Origin of the sequence: Streptomyces sp. NPDC056503 (genome assembly GCF_042794995.1) — a bacterium.
Classification (GTDB): Bacteria; Actinomycetota; Actinomycetes; order Streptomycetales; family Streptomycetaceae; genus Streptomyces.
Genome location: NZ_JBHTST010000046.1, coordinates 15,527 through 35,365 on the forward strand (window position 1 = coordinate 15,527; position 19,839 = coordinate 35,365).

The 19,839-nt window shown below is 73.4% G+C and carries 22 protein-coding genes; 19 read left to right on the plus strand and 3 right to left on the minus strand.

All coding sequences use genetic code 11. From position 1 onward, the window contains the following. Positions 1 to 507 precede the first annotated feature (507 nt). On the minus strand, positions 508 to 1,248 hold the full coding sequence (locus ACFQ8C_RS16410) for an SDR family NAD(P)-dependent oxidoreductase (protein WP_383457393.1): 741 nt from the start codon (positions 1,246 to 1,248) through the stop codon (positions 508 to 510). A gap of 175 nt (positions 1,249 to 1,423) precedes the next feature. Between ACFQ8C_RS16410 and ACFQ8C_RS16415 the strand changes: the two genes are divergently transcribed. Together ACFQ8C_RS16415 and ACFQ8C_RS16420 are read left to right on the plus strand one after the other, a co-directional pair. Then, entirely contained in the window at positions 1,424 to 2,035 is a 612-nt protein-coding gene (locus tag ACFQ8C_RS16415) for a dihydrofolate reductase family protein (RefSeq protein ID WP_383457395.1), read from the plus strand. 103 nt (positions 2,036 to 2,138) lie between these two features. Next, positions 2,139 to 3,080 carry a DMT family transporter gene (locus ACFQ8C_RS16420; protein WP_383457488.1) on the plus strand — a complete coding sequence of 314 codons (942 nt, stop codon included), beginning with the start codon at positions 2,139 to 2,141 and terminating at the stop codon, positions 3,078 to 3,080. 1 nt (position 3,081) lies between these two features. On the opposite strand, the gene ACFQ8C_RS16425 is transcribed toward ACFQ8C_RS16420, so the two are convergent. Next, on the minus strand, positions 3,082 to 3,306 hold the full coding sequence (locus ACFQ8C_RS16425) for a hypothetical protein (RefSeq protein WP_383457397.1): 225 nt from the start codon (positions 3,304 to 3,306) through the stop codon (positions 3,082 to 3,084). Positions 3,307 to 3,450: 144 nt separating this feature from the next. On the opposite strand from ACFQ8C_RS16425, the gene ACFQ8C_RS16430 reads away from it, so the two are divergent. From ACFQ8C_RS16430 to ACFQ8C_RS16440, 3 genes are read left to right on the plus strand one after another with little or no spacing between them, the layout of a single operon-like run. Next, a complete protein-coding gene (locus tag ACFQ8C_RS16430; RefSeq protein WP_383457400.1) occupies positions 3,451 to 4,662 on the plus strand; it encodes a sensor histidine kinase in 1,212 nt (403 codons plus the stop codon). After that, a complete protein-coding gene (locus tag ACFQ8C_RS16435; protein ID WP_383457403.1) occupies positions 4,659 to 5,345 on the plus strand; it encodes a response regulator in 687 nt (228 codons plus the stop codon). The genes ACFQ8C_RS16430 and ACFQ8C_RS16435 overlap by 4 nt, the downstream gene beginning before the upstream one ends. Positions 5,346 to 5,355: 10 nt before the next feature. Then, positions 5,356 to 5,772 (plus strand): PaaI family thioesterase, encoded by a 417-nt coding sequence (locus ACFQ8C_RS16440; RefSeq protein WP_383457406.1) that lies wholly within the window; start codon positions 5,356 to 5,358, stop codon positions 5,770 to 5,772. On the opposite strand, the gene ACFQ8C_RS16445 is transcribed toward ACFQ8C_RS16440, so the two are convergent. Continuing rightward, positions 5,769 to 6,761, minus strand: a complete 993-nt coding sequence (locus ACFQ8C_RS16445) for a Gfo/Idh/MocA family oxidoreductase (RefSeq protein ID WP_383457408.1) — start codon at positions 6,759 to 6,761, stop codon at positions 5,769 to 5,771. The genes ACFQ8C_RS16440 and ACFQ8C_RS16445 overlap by 4 nt on opposite strands. Before the next feature lie 196 nt (positions 6,762 to 6,957). On the opposite strand from ACFQ8C_RS16445, the gene ACFQ8C_RS16450 reads away from it, so the two are divergent. The 14 genes from ACFQ8C_RS16450 to ACFQ8C_RS16515 all read left to right on the plus strand — a co-directional run bounded on the left by ACFQ8C_RS16450 (position 6,958) and on the right by ACFQ8C_RS16515 (position 19,792). Beyond that, entirely contained in the window at positions 6,958 to 7,941 is a 984-nt protein-coding gene (locus ACFQ8C_RS16450; protein ID WP_383457489.1) for a sugar ABC transporter substrate-binding protein, read from the plus strand. After that, positions 7,938 to 8,996, plus strand: coding sequence for an ABC transporter permease (locus tag ACFQ8C_RS16455; protein ID WP_383457410.1), 1,059 nt, complete (start codon positions 7,938 to 7,940; stop codon positions 8,994 to 8,996). Before ACFQ8C_RS16450 ends, ACFQ8C_RS16455 begins: the two co-directional genes overlap by 4 nt. Further along, the gene (locus ACFQ8C_RS16460; protein WP_383457412.1) at positions 8,993 to 9,781 is read left to right on the plus strand and encodes an ATP-binding cassette domain-containing protein; all 789 of its coding nucleotides are present in this window, start codon (positions 8,993 to 8,995) and stop codon (positions 9,779 to 9,781) included. The genes ACFQ8C_RS16455 and ACFQ8C_RS16460 overlap by 4 nt, the downstream gene beginning before the upstream one ends. Positions 9,782 to 9,846: 65 nt before the next feature. After that, positions 9,847 to 11,010, plus strand: coding sequence for an ROK family glucokinase (locus ACFQ8C_RS16465; protein WP_383457415.1), 1,164 nt, complete (start codon positions 9,847 to 9,849; stop codon positions 11,008 to 11,010). After that, the gene (locus tag ACFQ8C_RS16470; protein ID WP_383457418.1) at positions 11,007 to 11,609 is read left to right on the plus strand and encodes a hypothetical protein; all 603 of its coding nucleotides are present in this window, start codon (positions 11,007 to 11,009) and stop codon (positions 11,607 to 11,609) included. The genes ACFQ8C_RS16465 and ACFQ8C_RS16470 overlap by 4 nt, the downstream gene beginning before the upstream one ends. Positions 11,610 to 11,645: 36 nt before the next feature. Then, the gene (locus tag ACFQ8C_RS16475; protein ID WP_383457421.1) at positions 11,646 to 13,064 is read left to right on the plus strand and encodes a DEAD/DEAH box helicase; all 1,419 of its coding nucleotides are present in this window, start codon (positions 11,646 to 11,648) and stop codon (positions 13,062 to 13,064) included. Positions 13,065 to 13,161: 97 nt separating this feature from the next. Continuing rightward, entirely contained in the window at positions 13,162 to 14,427 is a 1,266-nt protein-coding gene (locus ACFQ8C_RS16480; protein ID WP_383457424.1) for an alpha/beta fold hydrolase, read from the plus strand. A 45-nt stretch (positions 14,428 to 14,472) separates the two neighbouring features. After that, positions 14,473 to 15,105 (plus strand): MBL fold metallo-hydrolase, encoded by a 633-nt coding sequence (locus ACFQ8C_RS16485; RefSeq protein WP_383457428.1) that lies wholly within the window; start codon positions 14,473 to 14,475, stop codon positions 15,103 to 15,105. A gap of 45 nt (positions 15,106 to 15,150) precedes the next feature. Further along, on the plus strand, positions 15,151 to 15,930 hold the full coding sequence (locus ACFQ8C_RS16490; RefSeq protein ID WP_383457430.1) for an exodeoxyribonuclease III: 780 nt from the start codon (positions 15,151 to 15,153) through the stop codon (positions 15,928 to 15,930). 83 nt (positions 15,931 to 16,013) lie between these two features. After that, complete coding sequence (locus ACFQ8C_RS16495; RefSeq protein ID WP_383457433.1) at positions 16,014 to 16,451, plus strand: DUF6278 family protein; 438 nt, start codon at positions 16,014 to 16,016, stop codon at positions 16,449 to 16,451. 131 nt (positions 16,452 to 16,582) lie between these two features. Next, on the plus strand, positions 16,583 to 17,326 hold the full coding sequence (locus ACFQ8C_RS16500; protein ID WP_383457436.1) for an amino acid ABC transporter ATP-binding protein: 744 nt from the start codon (positions 16,583 to 16,585) through the stop codon (positions 17,324 to 17,326). A gap of 14 nt (positions 17,327 to 17,340) precedes the next feature. Further along, the gene (locus tag ACFQ8C_RS16505; RefSeq protein WP_383457438.1) at positions 17,341 to 18,267 is read left to right on the plus strand and encodes a glutamate ABC transporter substrate-binding protein; all 927 of its coding nucleotides are present in this window, start codon (positions 17,341 to 17,343) and stop codon (positions 18,265 to 18,267) included. Positions 18,268 to 18,284: 17 nt separating this feature from the next. Then, the gene (locus ACFQ8C_RS16510; protein ID WP_383457441.1) at positions 18,285 to 18,929 is read left to right on the plus strand and encodes an amino acid ABC transporter permease; all 645 of its coding nucleotides are present in this window, start codon (positions 18,285 to 18,287) and stop codon (positions 18,927 to 18,929) included. After that, the gene (locus ACFQ8C_RS16515) at positions 18,926 to 19,792 is read left to right on the plus strand and encodes an amino acid ABC transporter permease (protein ID WP_383457444.1); all 867 of its coding nucleotides are present in this window, start codon (positions 18,926 to 18,928) and stop codon (positions 19,790 to 19,792) included. The genes ACFQ8C_RS16510 and ACFQ8C_RS16515 overlap by 4 nt, the downstream gene beginning before the upstream one ends. Positions 19,793 to 19,839 lie beyond the last annotated feature (47 nt).

Consider the following 19,839-nt stretch of genomic DNA (forward strand, 5'->3'; position numbering starts at 1 on the left):
CGGCCCCCGGCAACGACTGGGCGGGTACGACACCCCGCCCGGCCCGCGAGGGCGCACCGACCCGACAGCACCGGCGCGCCCTCGCGTTCCCCCCCTTTTTTTGGGGCTCGGTTCGCCTCCGGGGCGCTTCGAGCCGGGCTCACAGGGGCGACCGTGCTCGGCCCGCTCGTTCCTCACGGGCCTGCGCGCGCTCGCCCCTGTTCCCCCGGCGCGCCCCTTCGGCTCACTCGCCGGCCCGTCATGCGAGGCCCGGTCCCATCAGGCGAGGCCCGGCCCGTCATGCGAGGCCCGGACCCGTCCCGCGAAGCCCGGTGACGCGAGGCCCGGCCTGTCACGTGAAGCCCGGCGACGCGCGGCCCGTCACGCGTGGTCCGGTCCCGTCAGGCGCGGCTCGGCCCACACGGCTCGGGCCTGACTCCTCGGGCTCAGGCCCTGCCCGTCAGGCTCGGGTCCGGCTCATCGGGCCCCACGTCCCGCCCGGGCCCCGCGGACGGTACGGCTCCGCCGTCACGCCGCGTGCCCGCCGTCCACCGACAGTTCGGCGCCCGTCACGTACCGGCCCTCCGGGCCCGCCAGGTAGGCGACGGCCGCCGCCACCTCGTCCGGGGTGCCGAAGCGGCCCAGGGCCGTCAGGGCCGCCTGGCCCTCGGCGTACGGGCCGTCCGCCGGGTTGAGGTCCGTGTCGACCGGGCCCGGGTGGACGAGGTTCGCGGTGATGCCGCGTCCGCCCAGCTCCCGGGCGAGCGCGCGGTTGAGGCCGGTCAGGGCGGACTTGCTCAGGGCGTACAGCGTGCCGCCGGGGCCCGGGACCCGCTGGGTCATGCAGGTGCCGATCGTGATGATGCGGCCGCCGTCGGGCAGGCGTCCGGCCGCCGCCTGGGAGGCGAGGAAGGCCGCGCGGACGTTCACCGCGAGCACCCGGTCCACGTCCGCGAGGGTCAGTTTGGCCAGCGGGCCGAGGACGCCGATGCCGACGTTGTTGACCAGGACGTCGAGCCGCCCCAGGCCGTCCGCCGCCCGGTGCACCGCGCCCGCCGCGTCGCCCGCGTCGGCGGCGTCGGCGCGCAGCGGCAGGGCCCGGCGGCCGGTCGCCTCGACGCGGGCCGCGACCTCCTCGGCCGCGGCCTCGTCCCGTACGTAGGTGAAGGCCACGTCCGCGCCCTCCCGCGCGAGCCGGACCGCCGTCGCCGCGCCGATGCCGCGGCTGCCGCCCGTCACCAGCGCCACCGTCCCGTTCATCGTGGACATCGCTCCCTGCCTCCTCTGATCGCACAACTGGTTGCGCGTTCAAGGAAACTCGGGGCGGGGAGCCGGTGCTGGCGGCGATCGGACACCGCGTTCGGCGCGGACCGACGAGTTGCGGCGCCGACGGCGGTCGGTACGGATGGGACACGACGTCCCGACCGATCGAAAGGCGACCGCCATGGCCACCCTCAGCCTGACCCAGTTCCTCACGCTCGACGGCGTCTACCAGGCCCCCGGCGGCCCCGACGAGGACCGCAGCGGCGGCTTCGAGCACGGCGGCTGGTCCGTGCCCTTCGGTGACGAGGACTTCCTCCGCCGCGTCGAGGAGATCTTCGCCCGGCCCACCGCCTTCCTCCTCGGCCGCCGCACCTACGACATCTTCGCGGGCTACTGGCCGAAGCAGACCGACCCCGCCGACCCCGTCGCGAGCAAGCTGAACGCCCTGCCCAAGTACGTCGCCACCACCACCCTCGACTCCGCCGACTGGGCCCACACGACCCTGCTGCGCGGGGACGCCGTCCAGGAGGTGGCCGCGCTCAAGGAGCGCCTCGACGGGGAGATCCAGATGCACGGCAGCGGCGGTCTCGCCCGCACCCTCCTCGCCCACGACCTCATCGACACCCTCCACCTGCACGTCTTCCCCGTCGTCCTCGGCACCGGCTTCCGGCTCTTCGCCGAAGGCGGCCGGCCGACCGCCTTCCGGCTCACCGACGCGACCGTCACCGGCACGGGCGTCGCCCTGCACACGTACGAGCGCGCCGGGCGCCCCACGTACGGCAGCTACGCCTGAGAAAAGGGTGTAGTCACCACCGGCACCGGTCGGTACGGTGATCGTCCGTGTGCGAGCCGCCGACGTCTCCACCCCGTCAGCAGAGCTGGAGACCTGTCCCGACATGGCCGCTTCGTCCGCTTCGGCGCCCGCCGCCTCCCTTCCCTTCGGCGCCCGGCGCCGTGCCTGGCTCACCGACCTGCCGCTGCTGCTCGTCGCCGTCTTCTGGGGCGGCAGCTACCTCGCCGCCAAGGGCATCACCACGAGCCACACCGTCGTCGCCGTCCTCGTGCTGCGCTTCGCGCTCGTGGTGCCCGTCCTGGTCGCCGCCGGGTGGAAGGGGCTGCGGGCACTGACCGGCGCGCAGTGGCGGGGGGCCGCGCTGCTGGGCCTGATCCTCGCCGGGATCTTCCTCCTGGAGACCTACGGCGTCGTCCACACCTCCGCCACCAACGCGGGTCTGATCATCAGCCTCACCATGATCTTCACCCCGCTCGCCGAGGCCGCCGTCACCGGGAACAGGCCCTCGCGCGGCTTCCTCGGCGCCGCTGGGCTCTCCGTCGCCGGCGTCGTGCTGCTCACCCAGGGCGCCGGGTTCACCGCGCCCTCCCTCGGCGACCTGCTGATCCTCCTCGCCGCGGTGGCCCGGACCGTGCACGTCCTCGCCATGGCCCGGGTGAAGGCCGTCCAGTCGGCCGACTCGCTCTCGCTGACCACCGTGCAGCTCGGCACCGCCGTGCTCGTCTTCGCCGTGCTCGCCGCCGCGGGCGACGGCGCCTCGCCCTGGACGGCCGCCCTCGGCTTCGGGCCCCGCGAGTGGGCCGGGCTGGTCTTCCTCTCCGTCTTCTGCACGCTCTTCGCCTTCTTCGTGCAGATGTGGGCCGTCCGCCGCACCTCCGCGTCCCGGGTCAGCCTGCTGCTCGGCACCGAGCCGCTGTGGGCCGCCCTCGCCGGCATCGCCCTGGCCGGCGACCGCCCCGGCGTCCTCGGCCTGGCCGGCGCGGTCCTGGTCCTCACCGGTACCGCCTGGGGACGCCGCGGCGCCGACGCGGCCGCCCGCGACTGAGTCAGCCCTTCTTCTCCACCCGGTCCGAGACGATCATCAGGACCAGGCCCAGGGCGGCGATCACCATGTTCGTGAAGACCTCCCGGCCCTCCAGGAACCAGACGTTCTCGGTCAGGAAGCGGGTCGCGCCCATGAACGAGAACCAGCCGTCCGTCAGCTCGCGGACCACTCCGCAGACCCCGAACACGGCGAGCAGGAAACCGGCCACCTCAAGAAATCTCCTCATACGGCGATCATGGGCGCGGCGGCCGGACCCCCGCGTCGGCCTCCGGTCCACCACCGCGCGACCGAAGTATCGATCCGCGCGACTTCGGTCGCGGCCGGGCGCCGCGGACCGGTGCGGCGGGCCCCGGCTGCGTACATTGCCGGTATGACGCGAACGGACCGGCAGCGCTGGCTGCTCCCCTCCCACCTGGTCGAACCGGGCGGGGCCGGGAGCGCCCGGCCGCGCCGCACCGTGCGCGACTGGGTCGTCGACATCCTGGTCTTCCTGCTCGCCGCGCTCTTCGGGCTCGTCGCCATCGACGCCAGCTCCCGCTACACCAGCGACCCCGTCAACCTGACGGACCAGATCGTCGGCGCCCTCGCCTGCTGCTCGCTCTGGCTGCGCCGCCGCCGGCCCAGGGGGCTCGCCGCCGTGCTCGCCGTCGTCGGCGCGCTCGTCCCGGCCGCCGCCGGGGCCATGCTCGCGGCCCTCTTCAGCGTCGCCGTCCGCCGCCCCTTCCGGGACATCGCCTGGATCGTCGCGCTCGCGCTCGCCGGAGCCCTCGTCACCGTCTTCGTCCGGCCCGACCCCGAGACCGGGAAGGCGCTCGGGATCGTCCTCGGCGTCGCCCTCACCCTCCTCGTCACCGCCTGGGGCATGCTCGTCCGGGCCCGCCGCCAGCTCGTGGAGGCGCTGCGCGAGCGGGCCGAGCGCGCCGAGTCGGAGGCCGAGCTGCGGGCCGTCCAGGCCCAGCGGCTCGCCCGCGAGGCCATCGCCCGCGAGATGCACGACGTCCTCGCCCACCGGCTCACTCTGCTCAGCGTCCACGCCGGCGCCCTGGAGTTCCGCCCCGACGCACCGCCCGAGCAGGTCGCCCGCGCCGCCGGCGTCATCCGCGACAGCGCGCACGACGCCCTCCAGGACCTGCGCGAGATCATCGGCGTGCTGCGCGCCCCCGGCGAGGAGGGCGGCGGCGACCGGCCGCAGCCGACCCTCGCCACCCTCGGCGAGCTCGTCGGCGAATCCCGCGAGGCCGGGATGCGGGTGGTCCTCGACTCCACCGTCGACGACCCCGGCGCCGTGCCCGCCGCCACCGGCCGCACCGTCTACCGCATCGCCCAGGAGGGCCTCACCAACGCCCGCAAGCACGCCCCCGGCGCCGAGGTCACCGTCACCCTGAGCGGCCGGCCCGGCGACGGGCTCACCGTCGAGGTCCGCAACCCCGCGCCCGCCGGCCCCGTCCCGCACGTCCCCGGATCCGGACAGGGGCTCATCGGGCTCTCCGAGCGGGCCGCCCTCGCGGGGGGCCGCTTCGACCACGGTCCCACCCCCGGCGGCGGTTTCGCCCTCACCGCCTGGCTACCGTGGCCCCCATGACCATCCGGCTGCTCGTCGTCGACGACGACCCCCTGGTCCGCGCGGGCCTCACCCTGATGCTCGGCGGAGCCGAGTCCATCGAGATCGTCGGCGAGGGCGCCGACGGCAGCGAGGTCCCCGACCTCGTCGCCCGGCTCGCCCCCGACGTCGTCCTCATGGACATCCGCATGCCGCACGTCGACGGGCTCACCGCCACCGAGCGGCTGCGCTCCCGGCCCGGCGCCCCCGAGGTGATCGTGCTGACCACCTTCCACGCCGACGAGCAGGTGCTGCGCGCCCTGCGCGCCGGGGCCGCCGGCTTCGTCCTCAAGGACACCCCGCCCGCCGAGATCGCCGGCGCCGTCCTGCGGGTCGCCGGGGGCGACCCCGTGCTCTCCCCGGCCGTCACCCGCCAGCTCATGGGCCACGTCGCCGGACGGCCGGAGGCCCGGTCCCGGCGGGACGCCGCCGTCGAACGGCTCGCCGGGCTCGCCGGCCGCGAGCGGGAGGTGGCCGTCGCCGTCGGCCGGGGCGCCTCCAACGCCGAGATCGCCGCGCGCCTGTACATGAGCGTCCCCACGGTGAAGACGTACGTCTCCCGGCTGCTCGCCGGACTCGGCCTCAACAACCGGGTCCAGATCGCCCTCCTCGTCCACGACGCCGGTCTCCTCGATGACGACCCGCCCGGCCGTACCGGCGAGTAGGGTGACGCGGATGACCGAGACCGACCCCCTGTCCCTGGCGCGCGACATCCTGCGGGCCCAGCCGTTCAGCCGCCTCGTCGGCGCCGACGTCCGCGCCTTCGGCGACGGCGGAGCCACCCTGGAACTGCCGATCCGCGAGGAGCTGCGCCAGCAGAACGGCTTCGTCCACGGCGGAGTCCTCTCGTACGCCGCCGACAACGCCCTCACCTTCGCCGCCGGCACCGTCCTCGGCGCGGCCGTCCTCACCGCCGGCTACTCCATCGACTACGTCCGCCCCGCCGTCGGCGTCACCCTCCTGGCCCGCGCCGAGGTCCTCCACGCCGGCCGCCGCCAGGCCGTCGTCCGCTGCGAACTCCTCACCGTCGACGAGGACGGCGAGGAGACCCTCTGCGCCCTCGCCCAGGGCACCGTCCGCGCGGTCGGCTAGCCGGCCACCCGCACCGGGCGGCCTTCCTGCCGCGACCGCTCGCAGGCCTCCGCGACCCGCAGCGCGGCCAGCGCCTCGTATCCGTCGCAGGGGTTGGGGGCCCCGTCGCGCACCAGCCGGACGAAGGCGTCCAGCTCCGCCTCGTACGCGGGGGCGAAGCGCTCCAGGAAACCGGGCCAGGGCTTGGGCGGGGGCGCGGGGGAGTGCGGTTCGAGCGAGGTGAGCGGGGTGCGCTCGTCCAGGCCGACCGCCAGCTGGTCGAGCGAGCCCGCCAGCTCCATCCGCACGTCGTACCCGGCGCCGTTGCAGCGGGTCGCCGTCGCCGTCACCAGGGTGCCGTCGTCGAGGGTGAGCAGCGCGGCGGCCGTGTCCACGTCACCGGCCTCGCGGAACATCGCCGGGCCCGCGTCCGAGCCGCGCGCGTACACCTCCACGACCTCCCGGCCGGTCACCCAGCGCACCATGTCGACGTCGTGGATCATGCAGTCCCGGAAGAGGCCGCCGGAGAGCGGCAGATACGCGGCGGGCGGCGGCTCCGGGTCCGAGCTGACGGTCCGTACCGTGTGCAGCCGCCCGAGGAGCCCGGCGCGGACGGCCTCCCGCGCCGCCCGGTAGCCGGCGTCGAAGCGGCGCATGAAGCCCAGCTGGAGCTCGGTGCCCGCCTCCGCGACCGCCGCGAGCGCGGACAGCGTGCCCGGCACGTCCAGGGCGATCGGCTTCTCGCAGAAGACCGGCAGGCCCGCCCGCGCCGCCCGGGCGATCAGCTCCGCGTGCGCGGCCGTCGCCGAGGCGATCACCACCGCGTCCAGGCCCCGGCCGAGGAGCGCCGTGACGTCCGGCGCGGCCTCGGCGTCCACCGCCGCCGCCACCGCCCGGGCCCGCGCCGTCTCGGCGTCGGTGACCACCAGCGAGCCGACCCCCGGATGCCGGGCGAGCACCCCCGCGTGGAAGCTCCCGATCCGGCCCGTACCGATGAGTCCGATGCGCATGGCCCCACCGTGGGGCGCCCGTCGGACGGTGTCAAGGCGGCCCCGTTGCTGGTCCGTACGGAGGGGGTAGGGAGGGGGGAGGGGGCCCCTGACGAGCGCCGCGACCCGCATGACCGATACTGCAATGCACGCAGAAGGACACAAAGGAGGGCACGGCCTCGTGACCAGGCTTCGGACAGGAGGGGTACGCGCCGCGATCGGCGCCGTGCTCGCACTCGCGCTGACGGGAGCGCTCGCCGGGTGCAGCAGCACGGGCGGCAAGCGGGCGGAGGACGCCCGCAAGGCGGCCGCGGCCCAGGGCCGGGCGGCCGTGGACACCCCCCGCTGGACCTTCGCGATGGTGACCCACTCGGGCGACGGGGACACCTTCTGGGACATCGTCCAGAACGGCGCCGAGCAGGCCGCCGCCAAGGACAACATCAACTTCCTCTACGCCCACAACGACGAGGCGCAGCAGCAGGCGCAGCTGATCGACTCGTACGTCGCCAAGGGCGTCGACGGGCTCATCGTGACCCTCGCCAAGCCCGACGCCATGAAGGCCGCCGTGGAGAAGGCCGTCAAGGCCGGCATCCCGGTGATCACCGTGAACTCCGGCGCCGAGCAGTCCGAGGCCTTCGGCGCCCTCACCCACATCGGGCAGGACGAGGCCGTCGCCGGCCAGGCCGTCGGCGAGGAGCTGACGAAGCGCGGGAGGAAGAAGGCCCTCTGCGTCCTGCACGAGCAGGGCAACGTCGGCCACGAGCAGCGCTGCGCCGGCACGAAGGAGACCTTCGACGGCGAACTGGTCAACCTCTACGTCGACGGCACCAACATGCCCGACGTGAAGGCGTCCATCGAGGCCAAGCTCCAGTCCGACAAGGACGTCGACGCCGTCGTCACCCTCGGCGCCCCCTTCGCCGACGCCGCCGTCCAGGCCGCGAAGAGCGCCGGCAGCAAGGCCGAGATCGACACCTTCGACCTCAACGCCAAGGTCGCCGCCGCCCTGGAGGCCGGCACCCTCGGCTTCGCCGTCGACCAGCAGCCCTACCTCCAGGGGTACGAGGCCGTCGACCTGCTCTGGCTCTACCGCTACAACGCCAACGTGCTCGGCGGCGGCAAGCCCGTCCTCACCGGCCCGCAGATCGTCACCAAGGACCAGGCCGGGGCGCTGAAGCAGTACGCGGAGCGGGGGACCCGATGAGCGCCACCGCACCCGCGCCGGGCGACGGCGTCGACCACGTCGACGAACGCCTCCTCCGCACCACCCCGCTCAAGAAGCTCATGGCCCGCCCCGAACTGGGCTCCGTCGTCGGCGCGATCGCCGTCTTCGCCTTCTTCGCGGTCGCCGCCGACAGCTTCCTGCGCCCCGCCAGCCTCGGCACCGTCCTGTACGCCGCCTCCACCCTCGGCATCATGGCCGTCCCGGTCGCCCTGCTGATGATCGGCGGCGAGTTCGACCTCTCGGCCGGCGTCCTGGTCACCAGCTCCGCGCTGGTCTCCTCGATGTTCAGCTACCAGATGACCGCCAACGTCTGGGTCGGCGTCGGCGTCTCGCTCCTGGTCACCCTGGGCATCGGCGCCTTCAACGGCTTCATGCTGACCCGGACCAAGCTGCCCAGCTTCATCATCACGCTCGGCACCTTCCTCATGCTCACCGGCCTGAACCTGGGCCTGACCAAGCTGATCACCGGCACCGTCTCCACCAAGTCGATCGCCGACATGGAGGGCTTCCCCTCCGCCCACGACGTCTTCGCCTCGACGCTCACCGTCGGGAGCGTCGAGCTGAAGGTCACCATCCTGTGGTGGCTCGGCCTGGTGGCGGTCGCCACCTGGATCCTGCTCCGCACCCGCTTCGGCAACTGGATCTTCGCGGTCGGCGGCGGCGCCGACGCGGCCCGCGCGGTCGGCGTCCCGGTCCACCGGACCAAGATCGGCCTCTACATGGGCGTCGCCTTCTGCGCCTGGATCGCCGGCCAGCACCTGCTCTTCTCCTTCGACGTCGTCCAGTCCGGCGAAGGCGTGGGCAACGAGCTGATCTACATCATCGCGGCCGTCATCGGCGGCTGCCTCATCACCGGCGGATACGGCTCGGCCATCGGCTCCGCCGTCGGCGCCCTCATCTTCGGCATGACCAGCAAGGGCATCGTCTACGCCGAGTGGAACCCCGACTGGTTCAAGTTCTTCCTGGGCGCGATGCTGCTGCTCGCGACCCTTCTGAACGCCTGGATCCGCAAGCGCGTGGAGGCCACCAAGTGACGACGACCCCGCTGGTGGAGCTGGCCGGCGTCAGCAAGTACTACGGCAACATCCGCGCCCTCGAAGGGGTCTCCCTGGAGGTCCGGGCCGGCGAGATCACCTGCGTCCTCGGCGACAACGGCGCCGGCAAGTCCACCCTCATCAAGATCGTCGCCGGGCTGCACCGGCACGACGCCGGCACCTTCCGCATCGAGGGCGACGAGGTCACCCTCGCCAACCCGCGCGACGCCCTCGACCGGGGCATCGCCACCGTCTACCAGGACCTCGCCGTCGTCCCCCTCATGCCGGTCTGGCGGAACTTCTTCCTCGGCTCCGAGCCGACCAGGGGCACGGGCCCCTTCAAGCGGCTCGACGTCGAGCCGATGCGGACCACCACCCGCGAGGCGCTGCTCCGCATGGGCATCGACCTGCGCGACGTCGACCAGCCCATCGGCACCCTCTCCGGCGGCGAACGCCAGTGCGTGGCCATCGCCCGCGCGGTCCACTTCGGCGCCAAGGTCCTCGTCCTCGACGAGCCGACCGCCGCCCTCGGCGTCAAGCAGTCCGGCGTCGTCCTCAAGTACGTCGCCGCCGCCCGCGACCAGGGACTCGGCGTGGTCCTCATCACCCACAACCCGCACCACGCCTACCTCGTCGGCGACCGGTTCGTGCTGCTCAAGCGCGGGGTGATGGCCGCGAGCCACACCAAGGACTCGGTGACCCTCGACGAGTTGACCCGACAGATGGCGGGCGGCAGCGAGCTCGACGACCTCCGCCACGAGCTGGAGCGGCCCTCCGCCCCGTGACGCGGAAGGCCCGCCGAACCGCTTCATCACGCGGACCCGACGCCACTCCTGGCAGAATCGACCCGATGAGTACCTACCGTGACCCCGCCGCCCGGGGCGGTGTCCTGCGGACCGTCGGGACCCGCGAGCGGCGCTCCCACCTGTCGGCGCCCCGGGTGCCGACGGTGGGCATCGACATCGGCGGTACCAAGGTGATGGCGGGCGTCGTCGACGCCGACGGCACCATCCTGGAGAAGATCCGCACCGAGACCCCCGACAAGTCCAAGAGCCCCAAGGTCGTCGAGGACACCATCGTCGAGCTGGTCCTGGACCTCTCCGACCGGCACGACGTGCACGCCGTCGGCATCGGCGCCGCCGGCTGGGTCGACGCCGACCGGGCCCGCGTCCTCTTCGCCCCCCACCTGGCCTGGCGCAACGAACCCCTGCGCGACGCCCTCCAGGACCGGCTCGCCGTCCCCGTCATGGTGGACAACGACGCCAACACCGCCGCCTGGGCCGAATGGCGCTTCGGCGCCGGACGCGGCGAGGACCACCTCGTCATGATCACCCTGGGTACGGGGATCGGCGGCGCCATCCTGGAGGACGGCAAGGTCAAGCGGGGCAAGTACGGCGTCGCCGGCGAGTTCGGGCACATGCAGGTCGTGCCCGGCGGCCACCGCTGCCCCTGCGGCAACCGGGGCTGCTGGGAGCAGTACAGCTCCGGCAACGCCCTGGTCCGCGAGGCCCGCGAGCTGGCCGCCGCCGACTCCCCGGTGGCGTACGGGATCATCGAGCGGGTCAAGGGGAACGTCCCCGAGATCACCGGCCCCCTCATCACCGAGCTGGCCCGCGAGGGCGACGCCATGTGCGTCGAGCTGCTCCAGGACATCGGGCAGTGGCTCGGCGTCGGCATCGCCAACCTCGCCGCCGCCCTCGACCCCTCCTGCTTCGTCATCGGCGGCGGCGTCTCCGCCGCCGACGACCTGCTCATCGGCCCCGCCAGGGATGCCTTCCGCCGCCACCTCACCGGCCGCGGCTACCGCCCCGAGGCCCGGATCACCCGCGCCCAGCTCGGCCCCGAGGCCGGCATGGTCGGCGCCGCCGACCTCGCCCGGCTCGTCGCCCGCCGCTTCCGCCGCGCCAACCGGCGCCGGGTGGAGCGCTACGAGCGGTACGAGCGCTACGCGCAGGCCTTCCGCGCCGGCACCCAGGGGCGCACCTCCCGCACCCCCGAGGAACCCGGCTCATGACCGTGCACCAGCAGCCCGCGAGCCCGCCCGAGGAGCGGCTGCCCGAGGAGCACCCGGCCGAGCGGCGGATGCCGGAGGACCGGGGCCACATGCTGCGCCGCCGGTGGCTGACGGCGGTCATCATCGTCCTGCTCGTCGGCATCCCCGCCGGCTATCTGGTGATCTCCGCCGGACAGAGCCGGGAGAGCGGCATCGACAAGGAGCGCGAGTCCTCCGCCGCCGGCCTCCAGGACAACTGGCCCTCGCTCATGAAGCGACGCGTCTTCGAGGTCCCCGTCCCGGCGGGCGCCTCCGGCGTCGCCTACTACGAGACCAGCAACTGGAAGACCAGCCGGCTGTACGTGCAGTTCACCACCACGGCGACCGGCCTCGACACCTTCCTCGCCGAGTCCGGCACCGGCCGCTCCACCCTCACCCCGGGCCTCGTCACCGTCTCCGACCGGGACACCGACATCGTCGGCTGGACCTTCCCCGACGGCCTGAGCTGGTCGGGCACCACCGTCGACCGCGAGGACCCCCGACCGTCCACGGACATCACCGTCGACCTCACGGACCCGGCCTTCCCCCGCGTCTTCGCGGTCTCCACGACCAGCCCCTGACCCGCGCCCCGCCCGCGCCGGGTGACAATGGACCCCATGGACAGCTCCCCCCGCCCCACCGCGCCCGAGGACGACTTCACGCAGCACGCCGGCGTCACCCCGGCCCTGCCCGCCGTCGCCTCCTTCGACGAGCTCGGGCTGCCCCCGGCCGTACGGGAGCTGCTCACCGCCCAGGGCGTCGTCACCCCCTTCCCGATCCAGGCGGCGACCCTGCCGAACGCCCTCGCCGGGCGCGACGTGCTCGGACGCGGCCGGACCGGGTCCGGCAAGACGCTCGCCTTCGGGCTGCCGCTCCTCGTGCGCCTCGCCGGCCGCCGGGCCGAGGCCCGCAAGCCCCGGGCCCTGGTCCTCGTGCCCACCCGCGAGCTGGCCCAGCAGGTCACCGACGCGCTGGCCCCGTTCGCCGCGGCGCTGGGGCTGCGCCTCGCCACCGTCGTCGGCGGCATGTCCATCGGACGGCAGGCGACCGCGCTGCGCGACGGCGCCGAGGTCGTGATCGCCACCCCCGGCCGTCTCGTGGACCTCGTCGAGCGCAAGGACGCCCGGCTCGACCGGGTGGAGATCACCGTCCTCGACGAGGCCGACCAGATGGCCGACATGGGCTTCACCGACCAGGTCACCGCCCTGCTCGACCTGGTCCGCAAAGGGGGCCAGCGCCTGCTGTTCTCCGCGACCCTGGACCGGAACGTCGACCTCCTCGTCGAGCGCTACCTCCACGACCCGGTCGTCCACTCGGCCGACCCCTCGACCGCCGCCGTCACCACCATGGAGCACCACGTCCTGCAGGTGCACGGCGCCGACAAGTTCGCCACCGCCACCGAGATCGCCGCCCGCGACGGCCGCGTGATCATGTTCCTCGCCACCAAGGCGGCCGTCGACCGCTTCACCGCGCACCTGCGCGGCAGCGGCGTCCGGGCCGCCGCCCTGCACGGCGACAAGTCGCAGCCGCTGCGGACCCGCACCCTGGAGCGGTTCCGCACCGGCGAGGTGCCCGTCCTGGTCGCCACCAACGTCGCCGCGCGCGGCATCCACGTCGACGACATCGACCTCGTCGTGAACGTCGACCCGCCCGCCGACCACAAGGACTACCTGCACCGGGGCGGCCGCACCGCCCGCGCCGGCGGCTCCGGCACCGTGGTCACCCTGGTCCTGCCCGACCAGCGGAAGGACGTCCTGCGCCTGATGGCGGACGCCGGACTGCGGCCCGAGGTCACCCAGGTCCGCTCCGGCGAGGCGGAGCTCAGCCGGATCACCGGCGCCAAGGCCCCCTCCGGCGTCCCGGTCGACGGCAGCGCCCCCAGCGCCGAGCGCCCCAAGCGCGGCGGCGAGCGCTTCCGCGGCATCGGCACCGTCCCCGGCAAGCCCGGCCGCGCCAAGAACGAGTCCCGCCGCTCCGCGGAGGACCGCAAGCTGGCCGAGGCCCGCAAGGCCGCCCGCGTCCGCCGCGGCCGCTGACGGTCCGCCCCCGTCGCCCGTCACCGCGCGCCCGTCCGCGCGCGCGAATCCCGCCCCGGCGCCCCGCCGGATCCGGCGGGATGAGAGGGTCGGGCGAGTGAGCGAGACACCGACGAACACCCTGCAATACCGAGTCGACGGGCCCGAGGACGCACCCGTCCTGGTCCTGGGCCCCTCGTTGGGCACCACCTTCCACATGTGGGACCGCCAGATCCCGGAGCTGATCCGGGACCGCCGCGTGGTCCGCTTCGACCTGCCCGGCCACGGCGGCGCGCCCGCCCAGCCCTTCACCTCCGTCGCGGAGCTCGGCGACCGCGTCCTCGCCACCCTCGACACCCTCGGCGTCCAGCGCTTCGGCTACGCCGGCTGCTCCCTCGGCGGCGCCGTCGGCCTCGACCTCGCCCTGCGCGCCCCGCACCGGGTCGCCTCGCTGGCCCTGGTCGCCACCGCGCCGCGCTTCGGCACCGCCGACGAGTTCCGCCAGCGCGGGGTCGTGGTCCGGGCCAACGGCCTGGAGCCGATGGCCCGCGCCGCGCCCGAGCAGTGGTTCACCCCGCACTTCTCCGCCAACCAGCCCGCCATCGTCGACTGGGCCGTCCAGATGGTGCGGACCACCGACGCCACCTGCTACGTCGCCGCCTGCGAGGCCCTCGCCGTCTTCGACGTCCGGGCCGCCCTCGGCAGCATCGGGGTGCCCGCGCTCGTCCTGGTCGGCTCCGAGGACCGGGTCACCGGCCCCGCCGAGGCCCGCACCCTGGTCGCCGGCATCGCCGACGCCAAGCTCGCCGTCGTCCCCGGCGCCTCCCACCTCGCCCCCGTCGAACAGCCGGCCGCCGTCACCGACCTGCTCCTGGAGCACTTCTCGGCGACCTCCCACGAGACCAGCGGCACCCTCGCCGTACCGCCCCCGGTCCCCGCCACGGCCCCGGCCGAGCCCGCCCCCGCCCCGGCCGCCGCCGAGGACGGCGAGGAGGTCCCGGCCGGCCGCCCCGACCCGTACGAGAAGGGACTCGGGCTGCGCCGCGAGATCCTCGGCGACGCCCACGTCGACCGGGCGCTCGCCGACGAGGACGCCACCGACTTCCAGGAGCTGGTCACCCGCTACGCCTGGGGGGAGGTCTGGGCCCGGGAAGGCCTCGACCGGCGCACCCGCAGCGTCGTCACCCTCACGGCCCTCATCGCCGGCGGGCACCGCGAGGCGCTCGCCGACCACACCCGCGCCGCCCTCCGCAACGGCCTCTCGCCCGCCGAGATCCGCGAGATCGTGCTGCACACCGCGGTCTACTGCGGCCTCCCCGCCGCCGAGACCGCCCTCGCCACGGTCGGCCGTGTCATCACCGAGGAGACCACTCCGCCCGCGTGACCGAGCCCCGGGGCCGGGCCCGCACGCCCGGCGTAGGGTGAGGCCGTGAAGCTGACGAAGAAGTCCCACGCCTGTGTCCGGCTGGAGAAGGACGGGCGGACGCTCGTCCTCGACCCCGGGATGTTCACGGAGGAGGACGCCGTGCTCGGCGCCGACGCCCTCCTCGTCACCCACGAGCACCCGGACCACTTCGACGAGGGCCGGCTGCGCGCCGCCCTGGACGCCGATCCGGCGGCCGAGCTCTGGACCCTGCGCAGCGTCGCCGACCGGCTGGCCCCCGCCTTCCCCGGCCGGGTGCACACCGTCGGGCACGGCGACGCCTTCACCGCCGCCGGCTTCAACGTCGAGGTCCACGGCGAGCTGCACGCCGTGATCCACCCGGACATCCCCCGCGTCACCAACGTCGGCTTCCTCGTCGACGGCGCCGTCTTCCACCCCGGCGACGCCCTCACCGTCCCCGGCCGCCCGGTGGACACCCTGCTGCTGCCGGTGATGGCGCCGTGGAACAAGATCTCCGAAGTGATCGACTACGTCCGCGAGGTGAGGCCGCGCCGGGCCTACGACATCCACGACGCGCTCCTCACCGACCTGGCCCGGCCGATCTACGACCGGCAGATCGGCGCGCTCGGCGGCACCGACCACCAGCGGCTCGCCTCCGGCGCCTCCGCCGAGCTGTGAGCCGGATCCGGGCCGTTGTCGGTGCCCGCCAGTAGGGTGGGCGTCATGCGCATCGCCACCTGGAACGTCAATTCGATCACCGCCCGGCTGCCCCGGCTGCTGGCCTGGCTGGAGAGCAGCGGCACCGACGTGCTGTGCATCCAGGAGACCAAGTGCGCCGCCGAGCAGTTCCCCACCGAGGAGCTGAAGGCGCTGGGCTACGAGTCGGCGGTCAACGCCACCGGCAGGTGGAACGGCGTGGCCCTGCTCTCCCGCGTCGGCTTCGAGGACGTCGTCACCGGGCTGCCCGGCGGTCCCGAGTACGACGGCGTGCAGGAGCCCCGCGCGATCTCCGCCACCTGCGGCCCGGTCCGCCTCTGGTCGGTCTACGTGCCGAACGGCCGGGAGATCGCCCACGAGCACTACGCGTACAAGCTGCGCTGGCTGGAGGCGCTGAAGGGGGCCGTCGCCGACGACGCGGCCGGCGAGCGCCCCTTCGCCGTGCTCGGGGACTACAACATCGCCCCGGCCGACGCCGACGTCTGGGACGTCTCCCTCTTCGAGGGCTCCACCCATGTCACCGAGCCCGAGCGCGCGGCCCTCGCCGGACTGCGCGAGACCGGCCTCGCCGACGTCGTCCCGCGCCCCCTCAAGTACGACCACCCGTACACGTACTGGGACTACCGCCAGCTCGCCTTCCCGAAGAACAAGGGCATGCGCATCGACCTGGTGTACGGCAACAAGCCCTTCGCCGAGGCCGTGAAGGACAGCTACGTGGACCGCGAGGAGCGCAAGGGCAAGGGCGCCTCCGACCACGCGCCGGTCGTCGTCGACCTCGACCTCTGACCCGGGTCACCCCCCCGGGGCGCGCACGGGGAACCCCGCGTGCCGGGTGGTGGTACGGCCGGTGACGGTGCGACGCTGTTGCGATGAACATCCCGTTTCTCGACCACTGGCGCAAACGGCACGATCCGCAGCCGTCCCCGCTGGCCGCGGCCTTCGACCGCGATCCCGAGGGAATGGCGGAGCTGCTCGCCGAGTGCGAGCTGCTCCGCGCCCGGGTCGAGTCGGCGGGCGTCGAGCTCGACGACACCCCGCGCTCGCTCCAGGAGCTGGACCAGCTTCCGCCGCGCTGGCGCGACGACCCCGAGGAGCTGCCCTGGTTCGGCAACGACGCGGGGCTCTATCTCGGCACCGTCATCGTGCGGACCGTGCCGGGGGCCCGCTGGCAGGTGTGGCCGAACGGCGGCCCGGTCGTCGTCCTGGAGTCCGGCCGCGAGATCCCGGTCGTCGAGTACGGCGTCGAGTGGGCGATGACCGGGGCGCCCGAGCTCTCCCAGGTGTACGCGGAGGCCGCCGAGCGGTGACGTAAATACGGCTAATCCCGGATTGCCCCGTTCGGGCGTGTCAAGCGTGAAGTCCCTTTTCCCTGCGGATAGTTTGCGCTGTCTCGACACACCGCATCGGCACACCGCTGAGAAATGGGGCAGGGCAGCGCATGACCGTCGATCCGCTGATCGAACTGCGTGGCGTCAACAAGCACTACGGCACCCTGCACGTCCTCCAGGGCATCGACCTCACCGTCGGCCGCGGCGAGGTCGTCGTCGTCATCGGCCCCTCGGGCTCCGGCAAGTCCACCCTGTGCAGGGCCGTGAACCGGCTGGAGACCATCGAGTCCGGCGAGATCCGCATCGACGGCCGCCCCCTCCCCGAGGAGGGCAAGGAGCTCGCCCGGCTGCGTGCCGAGGTCGGCATGGTCTTCCAGTCCTTCAACCTCTTCGCCCACAAGACCGTCCTCGCCAACGTCTCCCTGGCGCAGATCAAGGTCCGCCGGCGCAAGCGGGAGGAGGCCGACCGGCGCTCCCGCGACCTCCTCGACCGGGTCGGCCTCGCCGCCCACGCCGAGAAGTACCCGGCCCAGCTCTCCGGCGGCCAGCAGCAGCGGGTCGCCATCGCCCGGGCCCTCGCCATGGACCCCAAGGCGCTCCTCTTCGACGAGCCGACCTCCGCCCTCGACCCCGAGATGATCAACGAGGTCCTGGAGGTCATGCAGCAGCTCGCGCACGACGGGATGACCATGGTCGTCGTCACCCACGAGATGGGCTTCGCCCGCTCCGCCGCCAACCGCGTCGTCTTCATGGCCGACGGGCGGATCCTGGAGGACCGCGCCCCCGAGGAGTTCTTCACCGCCCCGCGCAGCGAGCGCGCCAGGGACTTCCTCTCCAAGATCCTCTCGCACTGACCGGGGTGGGAACCATGCAGCGCACGCACCGACGCCTGGGCGCCCTCGCCCTGCTGCTGCTCGCCGCCGCGGGCCCCCTGCTGGCCGGCTGCGGCCGGCCCGGCAGTCCGCCCATCAGGGGCCCGCAGCCCGACCGACTCCCCACCTACCGCGTCCAGTCCGGCTTCCGCCTCCCGGAATCCTCCACCTGGAGCCGGGCCAGGAAGCGCGGACGGCTGATCGTCGGCGCCAAGGAGGACCAGCCGTACCTCGGCGAGAAGGACCCCGCCACCGGCGTCTACTCCGGCTACGACATCGAGATCGCCAAGATGATGGCCGCCTCCCTCGGCTTCGACCCGACGAACGACGTCGAGTTCCGCACCATCGCCTCCGCCAACCGCGAGACCGCCCTGCAGAACGGGCAGATCGACTACTACGTCGGCACCTACACCATCAACGACAACCGCAAGCAGCTCGTCGGATTCGCCGGCCCCTACTACGAGGCCGGCCAGTCGCTCCTCGTCCGCACCGACGAGGACGACATCCACGGACCGCAGGACCTCGACGGCAAACGCGTCTGCTCAGCCGCGGGGTCCACCCCCTACCAGCGGATCCAGAAGGAGTACCCGAAGGCCGAACTCGTCGCCTACGACACCTACTCCATCTGCGTCGACAACCTCCTCACCTACCAGGTCGACGCCGTCACCACCGACGACACCATCCTCATGGGCTACGCGGCCAAGGCCCCCGACGAACTCAAGCTCGCCGGGAAGCCGTTCTCGAAGGAGCCGTACGGCATCGGGGTGCCGCGCGACGACACCGCGCTCCGCTTCGCCCTCGACGACGCCATCGCCGCGCACGAGAAGAACGGCGACTGGAAGAAGGCGTACGACGCGACCCTCGGCCTCTCCGGCGTACCCGCCCCGGAGCCGCCGCCCATCGACCGCTACCCGGCCAACTGAGGACCCGCACCGCTGACATGGACGTACTGACAGAGAACTTCTCGCTCTACGGCGAGGGTTTCCTCGGCACCCTCGAACTCACCGTCTACGCCTCGGCCCTCGCCCTCGTCCTGGGCTTCGTCATGGCGGCCTTCCGGGTCGCGCCCGTCGGCTCCTTCCGCGTCTTCGGCACGGCCTGGGTCACCATCCTGCGCAACACCCCGCTCACCCTGCTCTTCTTCGCGGTGATGCTGGGTCTGCCCCGCTTCGGACTGGTGCTGCCCTTCGAGCTGTTCGCGGTCCTCGCGCTGGGCTGCTACACCTCCGCCTTCATCTGCGAGGCGCTGCGCTCCGGCATCAACACCGTCCCCGTCGGACAGGGCGAGGCCGCCCGCAGCCTCGGCATGAGCTTCACGCAGACCCTCGGCACCGTCGTCCTGCCGCAGGCCTTCCGCTCGGTGATCCCGCCGATCGGCTCCACCCTGATCGCCCTCGCCAAGAACTCCGCCATCGCCGGCGCCTTCAGCGTCACCGAACTCCTGGGCACCTACAAGACCTTGAGCGAACTCGGCTACAACATCGTCTGGACCTTCGTCTGGATCGCCGTCGGCTACCTGATCATCACCCTCTCCATCAGCGCGGTCTTCAACGTGATGGAGAAGCGCTGGGGGGTGGCCCGATGAGCCGTCCCCAGCAGGCCAGCGCCCTCTACGACATCCCCGGTCCGCAGGCCCGTCGCCGGCACTTCTTCTACGGCCTGGCCTCCACCGCCGTGATCCTGGGCCTCGCCGCCTGGATCCTCTACCTGCTCTTCGACACCGACCAGTTCACCGCGGTGAAGTGGCGGCCCTTCCTCTACGAGGGCATCCAGGAGCTGCTGCTGGAGGGGCTCGGCAACACCCTCAAGGCCTTCGCGCTCGCCGCCGTCCTCTCCCTGGCGCTCGGCGCGCTCCTCGCCACCGGGCGGCTCTCCGACCACCGGCCGGTCCGCTGGATCGCCACCCTGTTCGTGGAGTTCTTCCGCGCCATGCCCGTGCTGGTGATGATCTTCTTCATCTTCGTGGCGCTCAAGGTGCAGCCGCTGCCCGCGCTCGTCGCCGGACTCGCCCTCTACAACGGCTCGGTGCTCGCCGAGGTCTTCCGCACCGGCGTGCACGCCGTGCCGCGCGGGCAGGGCGAGGCCGCGTACGCCCTCGGCCTGCGCAAGACCCAGGTCATGACCTGGGTCCTGGTCCCGCAGGCGGTCCGCGCGATGCTGCCGGCCATCATCAGCCAGCTGGTGGTGGCCCTGAAGGACACCTCGCTCGGCTATCTCATCACCTACGAGGAGTTCCTCCACGCGGGCAAGCTGATCGCCTCCAACCTCGACTACGACCTGCCCTTCATCCCGGTCGTCCTCGTCATCTCGCCGATCTACATCGGCATGTGCATGCTGCTCTCCTGGTGCGCGACCTGGGTCGCGCGGCGGGAGAGCCGTGACCCCCGGACGAAGGGGGTGGACGTCGCTCCCGCCGCACCGGTGATCACGCTGCCGGGCCGCGAGTGACCCTCCGTACGGGCCCGCGCGCGGGCCTGGGACCGGCCCGGCGGCAG

What these genes read in the sequence shown, in the direction of transcription:
- ACFQ8C_RS16410 (WP_383457393.1), bottom strand. Translation starts at nt 1,248, where the DNA reads ATGTCCACGATGAACGGGACGGTGGCGCTGGTGACGGGCGGCAGCCGC.
- ACFQ8C_RS16415 (WP_383457395.1), top strand. Translation starts at nt 1,424, where the DNA reads ATGGCCACCCTCAGCCTGACCCAGTTCCTCACGCTCGACGGCGTCTAC.
- ACFQ8C_RS16420 (WP_383457488.1), top strand. Translation starts at nt 2,139, where the DNA reads ATGGCCGCTTCGTCCGCTTCGGCGCCCGCCGCCTCCCTTCCCTTCGGC.
- ACFQ8C_RS16425 (WP_383457397.1), bottom strand. Translation starts at nt 3,306, where the DNA reads ATGAGGAGATTTCTTGAGGTGGCCGGTTTCCTGCTCGCCGTGTTCGGG.
- ACFQ8C_RS16430 (WP_383457400.1), top strand. Translation starts at nt 3,451, where the DNA reads ATGACGCGAACGGACCGGCAGCGCTGGCTGCTCCCCTCCCACCTGGTC.
- ACFQ8C_RS16435 (WP_383457403.1), top strand. Translation starts at nt 4,659, where the DNA reads ATGACCATCCGGCTGCTCGTCGTCGACGACGACCCCCTGGTCCGCGCG.
- ACFQ8C_RS16440 (WP_383457406.1), top strand. Translation starts at nt 5,356, where the DNA reads ATGACCGAGACCGACCCCCTGTCCCTGGCGCGCGACATCCTGCGGGCC.
- ACFQ8C_RS16445 (WP_383457408.1), bottom strand. Translation starts at nt 6,761, where the DNA reads ATGCGCATCGGACTCATCGGTACGGGCCGGATCGGGAGCTTCCACGCG.
- ACFQ8C_RS16455 (WP_383457410.1), top strand. Translation starts at nt 7,938, where the DNA reads ATGAGCGCCACCGCACCCGCGCCGGGCGACGGCGTCGACCACGTCGAC.
- ACFQ8C_RS16465 (WP_383457415.1), top strand. Translation starts at nt 9,847, where the DNA reads ATGAGTACCTACCGTGACCCCGCCGCCCGGGGCGGTGTCCTGCGGACC.
- ACFQ8C_RS16470 (WP_383457418.1), top strand. Translation starts at nt 11,007, where the DNA reads ATGACCGTGCACCAGCAGCCCGCGAGCCCGCCCGAGGAGCGGCTGCCC.
- ACFQ8C_RS16475 (WP_383457421.1), top strand. Translation starts at nt 11,646, where the DNA reads ATGGACAGCTCCCCCCGCCCCACCGCGCCCGAGGACGACTTCACGCAG.
- ACFQ8C_RS16490 (WP_383457430.1), top strand. Translation starts at nt 15,151, where the DNA reads ATGCGCATCGCCACCTGGAACGTCAATTCGATCACCGCCCGGCTGCCC.
- ACFQ8C_RS16495 (WP_383457433.1), top strand. Translation starts at nt 16,014, where the DNA reads ATGAACATCCCGTTTCTCGACCACTGGCGCAAACGGCACGATCCGCAG.
- ACFQ8C_RS16500 (WP_383457436.1), top strand. Translation starts at nt 16,583, where the DNA reads ATGACCGTCGATCCGCTGATCGAACTGCGTGGCGTCAACAAGCACTAC.
- ACFQ8C_RS16505 (WP_383457438.1), top strand. Translation starts at nt 17,341, where the DNA reads ATGCAGCGCACGCACCGACGCCTGGGCGCCCTCGCCCTGCTGCTGCTC.
- ACFQ8C_RS16510 (WP_383457441.1), top strand. Translation starts at nt 18,285, where the DNA reads ATGGACGTACTGACAGAGAACTTCTCGCTCTACGGCGAGGGTTTCCTC.
- ACFQ8C_RS16515 (WP_383457444.1), top strand. Translation starts at nt 18,926, where the DNA reads ATGAGCCGTCCCCAGCAGGCCAGCGCCCTCTACGACATCCCCGGTCCG.